The 12607-nt window shown below is 67.8% G+C and carries 11 protein-coding genes; 10 read left to right on the top strand and 1 reads right to left on the bottom strand.

Annotation, left to right across the window (positions count from 1 at the left end; all coding sequences use genetic code 11):
• Positions 1 to 9: 9 nt before the first annotated feature.
• A complete protein-coding gene (gene murC / locus CPH63_RS17375) occupies positions 10 to 1383 on the top strand; it encodes a UDP-N-acetylmuramate--L-alanine ligase (RefSeq protein ID WP_371365014.1) in 1374 nt (457 codons plus the stop codon).
• On the top strand, positions 1380 to 2078 hold the full coding sequence (locus tag CPH63_RS17370) for a cell division protein FtsQ/DivIB (protein ID WP_096304066.1): 699 nt from the start codon (positions 1380 to 1382) through the stop codon (positions 2076 to 2078). Before murC ends, CPH63_RS17370 begins: the two co-directional genes overlap by 4 nt.
• Before the next feature lie 31 nt (positions 2079 to 2109).
• Here CPH63_RS17370 and CPH63_RS17365 read toward each other — a convergent pair whose 3' ends face one another.
• Positions 2110 to 3432, bottom strand: coding sequence for an amino acid deaminase/aldolase (locus tag CPH63_RS17365; RefSeq protein ID WP_241895716.1), 1323 nt, complete (start codon positions 3430 to 3432; stop codon positions 2110 to 2112).
• Between the two features lie 99 nt (positions 3433 to 3531).
• On the opposite strand from CPH63_RS17365, the gene CPH63_RS17360 reads away from it, so the two are divergent.
• From CPH63_RS17360 to CPH63_RS17325, 8 genes are all read left to right on the top strand, one after another.
• Complete coding sequence (locus tag CPH63_RS17360) at positions 3532 to 5589, top strand: neutral/alkaline non-lysosomal ceramidase N-terminal domain-containing protein (protein ID WP_197704411.1); 2058 nt, start codon at positions 3532 to 3534, stop codon at positions 5587 to 5589.
• Positions 5586 to 6830, top strand: coding sequence for an MFS transporter (locus CPH63_RS17355; RefSeq protein ID WP_096304065.1), 1245 nt, complete (start codon positions 5586 to 5588; stop codon positions 6828 to 6830). Before CPH63_RS17360 ends, CPH63_RS17355 begins: the two co-directional genes overlap by 4 nt.
• Positions 6831 to 6842: 12 nt before the next feature.
• Positions 6843 to 8207: a D-arabinono-1,4-lactone oxidase gene (locus CPH63_RS17350; RefSeq protein ID WP_096304064.1), complete on the top strand. Its 1365-nt coding sequence runs from the start codon at positions 6843 to 6845 to the stop codon at positions 8205 to 8207.
• A 219-nt stretch (positions 8208 to 8426) separates the two neighbouring features.
• Complete coding sequence (gene ftsZ / locus CPH63_RS17345; RefSeq protein ID WP_096304063.1) at positions 8427 to 9602, top strand: cell division protein FtsZ; 1176 nt, start codon at positions 8427 to 8429, stop codon at positions 9600 to 9602.
• A 12-nt stretch (positions 9603 to 9614) separates the two neighbouring features.
• A complete protein-coding gene (locus CPH63_RS17340; RefSeq protein ID WP_096304062.1) occupies positions 9615 to 10367 on the top strand; it encodes a YggS family pyridoxal phosphate-dependent enzyme in 753 nt (250 codons plus the stop codon).
• Between the two features lie 123 nt (positions 10368 to 10490).
• Positions 10491 to 11021 carry a cell division protein SepF gene (locus CPH63_RS23800; RefSeq protein WP_096305242.1) on the top strand — a complete coding sequence of 177 codons (531 nt, stop codon included), beginning with the start codon at positions 10491 to 10493 and terminating at the stop codon, positions 11019 to 11021.
• A gap of 82 nt (positions 11022 to 11103) precedes the next feature.
• The gene (locus CPH63_RS17330; RefSeq protein ID WP_096304061.1) at positions 11104 to 11394 is read left to right on the top strand and encodes a YggT family protein; all 291 of its coding nucleotides are present in this window, start codon (positions 11104 to 11106) and stop codon (positions 11392 to 11394) included.
• Between the two features lie 167 nt (positions 11395 to 11561).
• Positions 11562 to 12512 carry a DivIVA domain-containing protein gene (locus tag CPH63_RS17325; protein WP_096304060.1) on the top strand — a complete coding sequence of 317 codons (951 nt, stop codon included), beginning with the start codon at positions 11562 to 11564 and terminating at the stop codon, positions 12510 to 12512.
• Positions 12513 to 12607: the final 95 nt, after the last annotated feature.

The raw sequence follows: 12607 nt of genomic DNA, 5'->3' as shown, positions 1-12607 counted from the left end.
GTGCACATCATGGGGATCGCCGGGGCCGGGATGAGTGCACTGGCCCGGTTGCTGGTCAACCGCGGCGTGTCGGTGAGCGGATGTGAGGCCCGCGAATCATCCACCGTCACCGCGCTGCGCGCGGTCGGGGCCGAGGTGCTGATCGGACACTCGGCCGACCATCTCGACAACACCGACACGTTCGTCTACACAACCGCGATCAACCCGTCCCATCCGGAGTTCGTGGCCGCACGGGGGAGTGGGAAGCGGGTCATCCGGCGGGCCGCGGCGCTGGCCAGTGTGCTCGAGGATCGGCGCTGTATCGCCATAAGCGGGACCCACGGCAAGACCACGACCACGTCGCTGCTCACCGTCGCCGCCCAGGCCTGCGGCCTCGATCCCTCCTTCGCCATCGGGGGCAATCTCTACGAGACTGGGCTCAACGCGCACCTCGGCAGTGGCGAACTGGCGATCATCGAGGCCGACGAGAGCGACGGATCGTTCCTGCTACTGCGTCCGTCGGCGGCGATCATCACCAACGTCGAGGCAGATCATCTGGAGAACCACGGAGATCTTGAGGGCATCTTCCGGGCCTTCGAGATCTTCGTCGACCGGTTGGATGTCGACGGCCTGCTGCTGTGCTGCGCCGACGATCCGGGGGCCGTGCGAATGGCCGGGTACGCGCGCTCGATCGGACGCCGGGTCCTCACCTACGGCGAATCGGCCGAGGCCGACGTTCGGGTCACCTCAGTGGTGGAGCACTCCGACTCCGTCGAGTTCGACGCGCTCGGCTCCGGAGTCTCCGAGGCCGGACTGCGGGTCGGCGCGCTGGTCGGCCATCACATGGCCCTGAACGCGGCCGCGGCGCTGACCCTGGCCTCCGAGTTCGGCTTCGACCTGGAGAAGGTGCGCACCGCGTGGGCGAATTTCGCCGGCGTACATCGGCGTTTTGAGCTTCATGGAATCGCCAACGGGGTGCGGGTCTATGACGACTACGCCCACCACCCGACCGAGATCGCCGCGTCGCTGACGGCGGCGAAGGCGGTCGCCGGTGAGGGGCGCGTCATCGCGGTATTCCAGCCGGGGACCTACAGCCGGACGCAGACCTTCGCCCGCGAGTTCGCGGAGTCGATGGCGATCGCGGACATCGCCGTGGTGATGGACATCTTTCCGGCGCGGGAGGAGCCGATCCCAGGCGTCACCGCGGCGCTCATCTCGGATCAGATCCCGCTGCCGGCCGAGCAGGTCGTCTACGAAACGAACTTCTCCGAGACTCCGGCGCGCATCGCGGCGCTGGCCCGTCCGGGTGACATCGTGATCACCATGGGGATCGGTAACGTCTACCTGCTCTGCCCGGAGATGCTGCGCGCCATCGCCGACCGGGGCGCCTACGGGCGACCGTGAGCGGGCGGGCGGCCTTGCTCACCCGGCGGCGGCTGGCCTGGCTCGGCGGGGCGGCGCTAATGGTCGTGGGTCTGGTGTGGGTGCTGGCCTTCAGCTCACTTCTCGGCGCCAAGCACGTTCAGGTTCAGGGCACCTCCGTGCTCAGCCGGCAGGCCATCACGACGGCGGCCGGAATCGGCACCGGGGCGCCGCTGCTGCGCCTGGACACCGAGGCGATCGCGCACCGGGTGGAGCGACTTCCCGACGTGGCCAGCGCGACGGTCAGCACGCGCCTGCCCAGCACGGTCACCATCACCGTCCAGGAACGTGAGCCGGTCGGCTACGTAGTCGCCTCTGACGGGTACATGCTGGTGGACAAGACCGGGCGGCAGTTCCGCGCCGTCTCGGCCGCCCCGAGCGGCCTGCCGAAGTTCCTCATTCCAAGCGTTCCCTCCGACGCCCAGTCGGGGGACGACGCGACCGGGCAAGGAGTGGCCAGCGTGGCCGCCGCCCTCTCCAGCCAGATCCGCAGCAGACTGACGTCGATCAACTCGCAGAGCCCGAGTTCGATCACGCTGCAACTCGCCGACGGCCGCTGGGTCCGTTGGGGGCGCGCCGAACAAAACGCGGAGAAGGCAGCGCTGCTGCCGGCCCTGTTGGAGCACGCCGGCACCGTCTTCGACGTCAGCGATCCCAGCCTGGTGTACTCCCACTGATCCACCTGGCGACGCCTGGTCGGGCGCCCCGCTAAGCGAAGGCTTTCCCCTCACCCCGGTAGGTCGGCACCGTCGCCACGATCTCCCCACCGTCTACCAGATGCAGTTCGTTGACCCGCTCGCAGAGCTCGCCGGCTTTGGCATGGCGGAACCAGACCCGGTCGCCGACTTGCAGCTGCGCGGCCGGCGCCCCGCTGAGCGGCGTCTGCACCTCGCCCGCGCCCTCGAGCGCGGAGAGCTTCAGGCCCCGGGGCCAGGTCGGGGTGGGGAGGCGGTCCAGGCCGGCCGGACCCGAGGCCACCCAACCGCCACCGAGCACGGTGGCGATGCCGGGGCTCGGGCGCCGTACCACCGGCAGCACGAAGTAGGCCGCCGGAAGCGGGTGAAACGTTCGGTAGTTGTCGAAGAGTGCCGGCGCGAAGAGGCCGGAGCCGGCGGCGATCTCGGTGACCGCGGTCTCGGCCGAGGTGCGCTCCAGACTTCCGGTGCCCCCGCCGTTGACGAACTCCAGGTCGGCCAGCGGGCCGATGGCCGCCACCACCTCGGCGCGGCGGCGGCTCAGCTCGGCCGCCGAGATCCGCTGCATCGCACGGATCTGCGCTCGCTTGAACCCGGAGCCTGGCTGATTGTCGCCGATGCCGGCGATCTGCCCCTCGTAGGACATCAACCCGACCAGCGTCACGCCGGGGTGGGCGACTATCGCCTGCGCCAGCTCGATGGCCTGGTCGAGCGAGTGAGTGGGGGAGCGCCGGGTCCCGAGGTGAATTCGGCCGCCGGCGGCACGGAGCGAGGCGTCCAGGTCCAGGCACACCCGAAGAGGCGCGGCGCCGGCACTGGCCGCGGTAGCGGTGTCGGCGGCGGTGTCGGCGGCGGTGTCGGCGGCGGTGTCGGCGGCGGTGTCGGTGGCAGTGTCGGTGGCAGTGGCGGCGGCGGTGGCGGTGGCGGTGGCGAGGAAATCCAGGTGATCGGCTGAGTCCACCATCAGAGTGATTCGGGCTCGTAGCTCGTCGTCGGCCGCCAGCTGCCGGATCGCGTCAGTGTCGGCGGTCGGATAGCCGACCACGATGTCACGCAGGTCCGAGTCGCCCGACGCGAGCCAGATGGCCTCCGGGAGGGTGAAGGCAAGCACGCCGTGGAACCCGTCGACGGCCAGCACGCTGTCGGCGATGGCCCGGCACCTGATCGACTTGCTGGCGACCCGGATGGCCGTCCCCGACGCCCGGCGGGTCATGTCGAGCGCGTTGTGGCGCAGCGCTCCGAGATCGATCACGGCATAGGGCGGCTGCAGGTGGGCGGTGGCTGCACGCAGGCCGTCGACGCCGTTGCTGGTACCTACTGCATCCAGATCAAGCACGAGGCTCGCCTTTCGCTGGGATGTGATCGCGCCGGGCAGCGCGCCGTCTGTGATGCTACGTTCGTCCGATCGTCGCCGTGGACGCTGCAGAGGAGCACTGTGCCCAACGTCGGTTTCAGGGTCGGATCCGGTCGGGCCGACATCACCGGTGAGCCCGCGGACTGCGGAATGCTCGGCTACGGCAAGCGGACCCAGCGCAGCGCCGGCATCCATCTGCGCCTCAACGCCCGAGCCTTCATCTTTGCCCGCTCGGCCGCCGGGGGCGATGGTGTGGAACGGGTGCTGCTGGTGGTCGCCGAGTTGCCGCTGATCTTCGACAGCGTGCACCGGGCGGTCCTGGCCCGGCTGGCCGCGGAAGGCGGCGGCGGCTACGACGCGACGAACACGCTGATCACCGCTACCCACACCCACTGTGGACCCGGGGGCTACTCCCACCACCGGATGTACAACAGCACGACACACGGGTTCCGTCCCGCCACCTTCGACGCGATCGTCGGCGGCATCGTGACCGCGGTGCGGCGGGCCGAACGGGACCTGACCGAGAACCCAGCCGATGCGATCCTCAGGCTCACGCAGGCCGAACTGTTCGGGGCCAGCGTGAACCGATCGCGCAGTTCCTTCGAACGCAATCCGGCCGCTGACCGGGCACCCTTCCCGCACGCGGTGGACCCGCTGAGCACCCTGCTGCGGATCGAGCGGGGCGGCGAGCTGACGGCGGCGGTGCACTTCTTCGCGACGCACGGCACGAGCATGACCAACAAGAACAACCTGATCAGCTCCGACAACAAGGGATTCGCTGCGTACAGCTGTGAACGATCGGTACCGCCGGAGCGTGGCTCTGGGGCCAGTGCTGGGCCGGTCTTTGCTTTCGCCCAGACGAACTCCGGCGACATGTCGCCGAACCTCGCGCTGCGCCCCGGGCACGGCCCGACCGACGACGAGTTCGCCAACGCTTCGCTGATCGGCGCTCGCCAGGCGGCCAGCGCACTGGCCCTGGCCCAGGTCCCCGCCACCCCGATGCCCGTCCACCTGGATGCGGTGATGTCCTACGTCCGCTTCGCGGATTTACCGGTTGCCCCGCGGTTCACCGGTGATGGCGAGGTACATCGCACCGGGCAGGTATGTGCCGGCAGTTCGGCGCTGGCCGGCGCCGGCGCCGACGGGCGCGGCTTCGCCGGATTTCGTGAGGGTCGGGGGCGGATCGGCGACTGGACCAACCGGCTGCGCTATCGGTTGCAGCCGGACCTGGCCGGTCGACAGGCTCCGAAGTGCGTGGCGGTCAGCGGCGCGACGTTGAATCGGCGGGTTCCGTTCGTGGCCGACGCCGCGCCGATGCAACTGCTGCGCATCGGCGACCTGTACTTGCTGGGGGTTCCGGCCGAAGTGACGATCGTCGCCGGGCTGCAGTTGCGTCGTACCGTGGCCGGCGTCCTGGGCGCCGACCTCGACCACGTGCTTGTCTGCGGCTACAGCAACGGCTACCTGCACTACGTCACCACGCCCGCGGAGTACGACGAACAGCGCTACGAGGGGGGGAGCACGCTCTTCGGTCGCTGGCAGTTGCCGGCCATGTGCCAGGTTGCCCATGAGCTCGCCGAGGCGATGGTTCAGCGCCGAGTTCCAACCGGGCCCGGACTGCTGCCCCAGCCGCCGGCGGCACCTCGGCCGCCTCGGGTCAGCTACCGGCAACCGCTGGACCGGCTGGATGCCGGGCGGCGTTTCGGAGATCTGATCGCCGGACCGCGCCCGCGTTACCGCCCCGGCGACCGAGTGGTCGTCTCCTTCCACAGCGGGAACCTCAACAACGGCGTCGGACGTGTCGAGCGCTTCCTGGAGGTGCAGCGACGAGAGCCCGGCGCCGAGCCCGGGTGGGAGCGCGTCGCGGACGACGGGGATCCGCAGACCATGCTGCGGTGGCAGCGATCTCGATCCCGACCTGGAGACCGGTACCGACTCGGGCGGCCGCACCGGCTCGGCAACGCGCTGCGTCCCGGCCGTCGCGACCGTGAGCAGGGCTCAATCATCAGTATTACTTGGCAGATTCCAGTCGGCACGACAGGAGGGGAGTATCGCATCATTCACCACGGGACGGCCCGCACCGGTTCGCACGGCAGCTACGACTTCTCCGGCCAGACACCTCCGTTCGAGGTCCGATGAGCGGATCCGAGGAACTCCTCACAGCTGAGCCGCAGACGCCGGTCTCCCGCGGCTGGACACTTCGCTTCAGCCTGCTCTGGTTCGGCTTCTGGATGGCCAATCTGGTGCCGATCCAGCTTTTGCTGCCGAACCAGCTCGACGTCATCGATCATGCCCACAAGATCCGCGACTTCGGGGCCATCAACGGCGCCGCCGGCGTCGCGGCACTGATCACGCTGCCGCTCTTCGGCGCCCTCTGCGACCGGACCCGCTCCAAGTTGGGACGGCGCCGGGTATGGGTTATCGCCGGCGTCGCCGTCTTCGCGGTCGGACTGCTCCTCACCGGCGCTCAGACCAGCCCGGTGGCGCTCGGCGCGTGCTGGCTCTTCGCGACCCTCGGCATCAATATGGCCACCTCCGGCCTCACCGCGGCCATCGCCGACGAGGTTCCGGATCGGCAGCGCGGCGCCATCTCCAGCGCGATCTACGGCCCGCAGGCGGTCGGCCTGCTGTTCGGGCTCGTCGTCATCACGGCCACCGGAAACTCCGGCCTGCTCGCCTACTCGATCCTCGCGGTTGCCCTGGTCGCCACCGCGTGGCCCTTCATCCGGTTCTACCGGGAGTCGACCGGCATCACCGTCGCGGTGGCGCCATTGACGCTGCGCTCGATCGTCGCCGGCATGTGGATCTCGCCGCGAGAACACCCCGACTTTGCCTGGGGGTTCGGGGGGCGCCTACTGGTGAACATCGGCAATGCCCTCGGTACCACCTATCTGCTCTTCTTCCTGCAGGACGATCTCAAGCTCAAGGATCCGGATGGTGGGCTGCTGATCCTCACCCTCATCTACCTCGTCTTCACCGTCACGGCAACCTACGGCGGCGGCTACCTCTCCGACCGCAGCGGCCGGCGGCGGATCTTCGTGCTCTGGGCGTCACTGCTACAGGCGATGGCCTGCATCCTGCTCACCTTCTTTCCGAGCTTTCCGTCGGCGATGGTTGCCGCGGCGTTGCTGGGTGCCGGATACGGTGCCTTCATGTCCGTCGATCAGGCGTTGATCACCCACGTACTGCCGGATGCGTTGTCGCGGGCCAAGGATCTCGGCATCATGAACGTGGGCTCAGTCGGACCGCAGGCACTGGCTCCGCTGGTTGCGAGCCTGATCATCTCGAGCCTGGGCGGGTATCCGGTCCTATTCGCCACCGCCGGTGTGACGACACTGGCCGGTGCGGCGATGATCTACCGGATCAAATCGGTTCGCTGAGGATGCTTCGGGATGTCTGAGCCGAAGCCAGCCACGGGACGAAGGGAAGTATCAGTGAGTTCAGTCCGAACCTGGGAGAACTGGGCGGGCAATCAGCGCGCCGAGGTGGTGACCGAGGTAAGCGTCAGCAGCGCTGAGCAGCTCAGCGAGGCGGTGGCCCGCAGCGCCGCCGCCGGCACCCGGATCCGTCCGATCGGAACGGGGCACTCCTTCACCGGTATCGGCCGCCCGGAGCAGCTCCAGCTCAGAATGGACGCCTACTCCGGCATCGTCGACCTGCAGCGCGAGACCGGGCTGGTCAGGGTCCGGGCGGGCACGTCGCTGCATCAGCTGAACGGGGATCTGGCCGCCGAGGGCTTGGCCCTGACCAATCTCGGTGACATCGACGTCCAGACCATAGCCGGAGCCGTCTCGACCGGAACCCATGGCACCGGCCTGCATTTCGGTGGGATCGCCACCCAGATCCGCGGGCTCGAACTCGTCCAGCCCGACGGGTCGACGCTGAACTGCACGCCGACTGAGAACACCGACGTCTTCACACACGCTAGGGTCGGCCTCGGTGCCCTCGGGGTCATCTCGACCGTCACTCTGCAGGCTGAGCCGCTCTTCGCGCTCCGCGCCCAGGAGGGGCCGATGCGGCTGGCTGAGGTCTTCGAGCAGCTGGACGAGCTGGTCGAGGGAACCGACCATTTCGAGTTCTACTGGTTTCCGCATACCGATCGCACGCTGACCAAGCGCAATACGCGGGTGCCGGTGACCGACGGCCTTCGTCCGCTCTCGACCCGACGGCGATGGTGGGACGACGAGTTCATGGCGAACACGATCTTCGGCGCGCTCATCGCCACCGGCCGTCGCCTGCCGGCGACCGTCCGCAGCTTCAACGGCATCGCCGCCCGAGCCCTCGGGGCCCGAGACTTCACCGATCTCTCCTATCGGGTCTTCGCCTCGCCGCGACGGGTCCGCTTCGTCGAGATGGAGTACGCCGTTCCCCGCGAGGCGCTCGAGCAGGTGCTCACCGAACTCGATGTCACGATCGAACGCAACGGCTGGCGGATCGCGTTCCCGGTCGAGGTCCGGGTGGCGGCCGCCGACGACATCCCGCTCTCCACCGCCTATCAGCGGGAGAGTGCATACATCGCGATTCACCTGCCGGTAGGTGTGCCCCACGACCAGTACTTCCAGGCGATGGAGGGGATCGCCGCCGCCGTGGGCGGGCGCCCGCACTGGGGCAAGATGCACTACCTGGACGCCGCCGCGCTGCGGCTCCGGTATCCGCGCTTCGACGAGTTCGTGGCCCTGCGCAATCGGCTGGATCCAGCCGGGTTGTTCGGCAATCGATACCTGGACCGAGTGCTCGGGGCAGCGCCCAGCGGCTGAGCGGGTGGTGAGATCGCCGATGAATGTGCGGGCGGTCGGCGTGTTGCACGGCGCGCCTGCTTGAAACGGCGTGGGTGTTCGTTAGCGTCCTGAATTACATCGCAGGTTGACATAACGTTAACGGTCTACCTGAGGGTGAGAGTCGAGAGGCTCGCCCCTCACGAGTCGACAGCACCCACGGTTACCAAGCGCAGCGCCGGAAGAACGGAACGAACAAACATGACACCACCGCACAACTACCTCGCGGTTATCAAAGTCGTCGGTGTCGGCGGAGGCGGAGTCAACGCCGTCAACCGAATGATCGAGGTCGGTCTCAAGGGCGTCGAGTTCATCGCGGTCAACACTGACGCCCAGGCGCTGCTGATGAGCGACGCCGACGTCAAGCTCGATGTCGGACGTGAACTCACCCGTGGCCTCGGTGCCGGCGCTCAGCCTGACGTCGGCAAGAAGGCGGCTGAAGATCACCGCGACGAGATCGAAGAGGTGCTCAAGGGTGCCGACATGGTCTTCGTGACCGCAGGCGAGGGCGGTGGCACCGGCACCGGTGGAGCGCCGGTGATCGCGAGCATCGCCCGCAAGCTCGGCGCCCTCACCATCGGTGTGGTCACCCGCCCGTTCAGCTTCGAGGGGAAGCGCCGCGCGACCCAGGCCGAGGAGGGAATCGAGCAGCTGCGGGCAGAGTGCGACACGCTCATCGTCATCCCGAACGACCGGCTGCTGCAGATCTCGGACTCCAACGTCAGCGTCATGGACGCCTTCCGCAGTGCCGACCAGGTGCTGCTCTCCGGTGTGCAGGGCATCACCGATCTGATCACGACGCCGGGTCTGATCAACCTCGACTTCGCCGACGTGAAGAGCGTCATGAGCGGGGCGGGTTCTGCGTTGATGGGGATTGGCTCGGCCCGCGGTGAGAACCGGGCCCGCAACGCGGCCGAGATCGCCATCGCGAGTCCGCTGTTGGAGGCCAGCATGGAGGGGGCGCACGGAGTGCTGCTCTCAATCTACGGCGGTTCGGATCTGGGCCTCTTCGAGATCAACGACGCCGCGTCTCTGGTCGCCGAGTCGGCCCACCCCGACGCCAACATCATCTTCGGTGCGGTCATCGACGACACGCTCGGTGACGAGGTCAAGGTAACGGTCATCGCTGCCGGTTTCGACAGTGGACAGCTTCCTTATAAGAAGGTGGAGGTTCGCCGGGAGCCGTCGATCACATCGACGAACGTCTCCCCGCCCAGCACCTCCACCACGGCATCCGCGGCGTCTTCCTCCGCGTCGTCGACGTCGGCCGGCGCGCAGTCGAGTAACGGCAGCGGCTGGCCGCTTCCGTCGGCCGGGGAGCGGCGGGCCATCGCGGTCGATGATGACCTGGATGTGCCGGACTTCCTGCGCGGATAACGACTTTCGCCGATGATGGACGCCCCGTCCGCTGCGCGCTCGGCCGACCCCGAGCGCGCAGCGGAGCTCGTCACCGCGTTGGCGCGAGTGCGGGCCGCCATCGCCGACTCGGCGGCTGCCGCTGGTCGTGACGCCGCCGAGATCACGCTCATCGCGGTGACCAAGGGCTTCGGAGTCCAGGACCTCGAGCTGCTGCTCGGCCTCGGTGTGAGCGACATCGGCGAGAGCCGTGATCAGGAGGCTCGGGGGAAACTTCCGACCGATTTGGCTGATCGTGCGGTTCGGGTGCATTTCATTGGGCAGTTGCAGACCAACAAGTGCAGGTCCGTGGCCCGCTACGCCGATGCGGTGCACTCGGTGGATCGTCCGGAACTTGCTTCGGCGCTGTCGGATGCGGCCCAGCGGGCGGAGCGGGAGATCGACGTCTTTCTGCAGGTAAACCTCGATAGATACGGTGATTCGGCCGCTAGCCCGACGCGGGGTGGCGTGGTCGAGGGTGTGCTGAACGCGCTTGCGGCCGATGTCGCCCAGCGCCCCCAACTGCGACTGCGCGGCGTGATGGCGGTCGCCCCGAACGGGGCTGACGCCGACCGGGCATTCGCCGAATTGGCGCGAATATCAGCGGATCTACAGCGAGAACACCCGGCTGCGACCGCCATCTCGGCCGGGATGAGTGGCGACTTCCCGGCGGCGATCCGGCACGGCGCGACACATGTTCGTGTCGGATCGGCGTTGCTCGGCCATAGAACCACCGGTTTCGGCTAGCGTCTGGTGCAGCACGACCGTGCACTGCGCGTCAGTCAGCTCCACCCCAGCTACAAGACAGTTGTCAACACCGTTACATCGAGTCTGAAGACAAGCCACGCAGCGGATCTACTGGAGGAACACATGCCCGGAGCCATGCGCAAGATGGGCGTCTATCTCGGCCTGGTTGAGGACGAGGACGAGTTCGTCGGCGAAGCGGCAGAGAGCTACCCACGCGCCGCCGGTCGCGGTGTGGAGCGGACGGTCGCGGCACCGCAGTACGCCCGCGCCGGTGCCGGCTACGCCCGCGAGGTCGAGACGAGCGGCGCCCCGGCCGCGGGGCACGCGGCCTGGGATGAGATCGACGCCGTCGACTTCGCAGAACTCGACGCTCCTTCGTACCGGATCACGACGCTGCATCCGCGCACCTACAACGAGGCCCGCACGATCGGCGAGCACTACCGGGCCGGCACACCGGTGATCGTCAACCTCTCCGAGATGGATGATGCCGACGCCAAGCGCCTGGTCGACTTCTCAGCGGGCCTGACCTTCGGCCTGCACGGTCGGCTGGAGCGGGTCACCGCGAAGGTGTTCCTGCTCAGCCCGAACAACGTCACCGTCACCGCCCAGGACAAGCAGCGCATCGTCGAGGGTGGCTTTTTCAACCAGTCGTAGCGGCGCACGGGCACTGTCGTTCCAGCCTCATGTGGGATGATGGGGGAAAGTTGTCAGGCGTCGATTCGGAAGGTTCCCTCAAGTGAACGTGTTCTGGGCCAGTGCTGCGCTGGCTCTCTACGTTTACCTGGTGCTGATCCTGGCCAGAATCGTCATCGAGACCACCCGGCAGTTCGCCCGCAGCTGGCGGCCGGCCGGCTTCGCCGCGCTCGGGGTCGAGGCGGTCTATGTCAGCACTGACCCCCCGGTTCGTCTGCTGCGGCGCTTGATTCCGCCCATCCGGATAGGCGAGATTAGTCTCGATGTCAGCATCATGATTCTATTGATCGCCATCTTTGCGCTGCGATCCCTCGCGCTCCAGCTCGGCGGGTAGCGGGGGATGGCGGCCAGACTGGCAGCAGTGCAGTTTCGGAAATACTTGCATCACCCCCTGTCACACCTGCATCATTCGCAACAGCAGCAGTTCGTACGACCGTGCAACAAAAGAGATGGCGTCGGAGCCGCCCGGTTCCCGCTTGACGATTATCACGAGGTGAACCAATGACGCTTACTCCCGCTGACGTACACGCAGTGGCCTTCAAGAAGCCGCCGATCGGTAAACGCGGCTATGACGAGGAAGAGGTTGACGAGTTCCTCGACAAGGTCGAGGAGGAGCTTGCCCGGTTGATCGAAGAGAACAACCACCTCCGCGCGACCGGTGGAGCCCCCAGCGCACCGGTCGAGGCACCGCGAGGCGATGACGGTGCCTCCGCCACCGAGTTGGCCGCCGCCCACGACGAGAACAACCGGCTCAAGGTGCAGGTGAACGAGCTGCAGAGCGCCCTCTCCCAGGGCAGCGACCAGACGCAGCACCAGCTGGTGGCGCTGCAGAACCAGCTCGCGCAGACCGAGCAGCAGCTCAATGAGAGTCGCCAGCAGCTCCAGGCGGCGCAGCAGGCGGCCCACGAGGCCCAGCAGCAGGCCGTCGCTGCCCAGCAGCAGGCAGCCGCGGCGGCCCAGAACGCACCAGCCGCCGAGCAGCCGGCCGGCGAGCAGCAGCACACGCTGCAGGCGGTCCAGATGCTCGCGCTGGCCCAGCAGACGGCCGACACTCACCTGGCCCAGTCCAAGGCAGAGGCCGAACGTCTCGTCTCGGAAGCGCAGGCCAACGCCAGCCAGACCGTCAACTCGGCTCGCGCGCAGTCCGAGCAGCACGTCGCCGAGGCTCAGGCCACGGCGAAGAAGCTCAACGAAGACAGCACGGCGAAGGCCCAGCAGACCGTCTCCGACGCCGAGCAGCGTGCGGCGACGATCACCGCTCAGTTCGAGCAGCGCAAGGAAGCCCTAGAGCGGCGGGTCGAGCAGCTGCGAACCTTCGAGCGCGAGTACCGCACCCGCCTCAAGAGCTACCTCGAGTCGCAGCTGCGTGACTTGGACGCCAGCGGTCGGGCCGAGCCGCCGAGCCAGGGGCACAATGACGCGAACAACAACCAGCCGGCCCGCCAGGACTGAGTTCGGTCCTGACCGGTGGTGAATTGACCACGAGTACTCAACGAGACAGGCGGAGTGATCCTGAAGAGGATCGCCCGCCTGTCTCGGCATTCCCG

This window comes from Jatrophihabitans sp. GAS493, assembly GCF_900230215.1.
GTDB lineage: Bacteria > Actinomycetota > Actinomycetes > Mycobacteriales > Jatrophihabitantaceae > MT45.
Note: the sequence above shows the minus strand (reverse complement) of the source record. Positions and strands in the feature narration are given on the sequence as shown.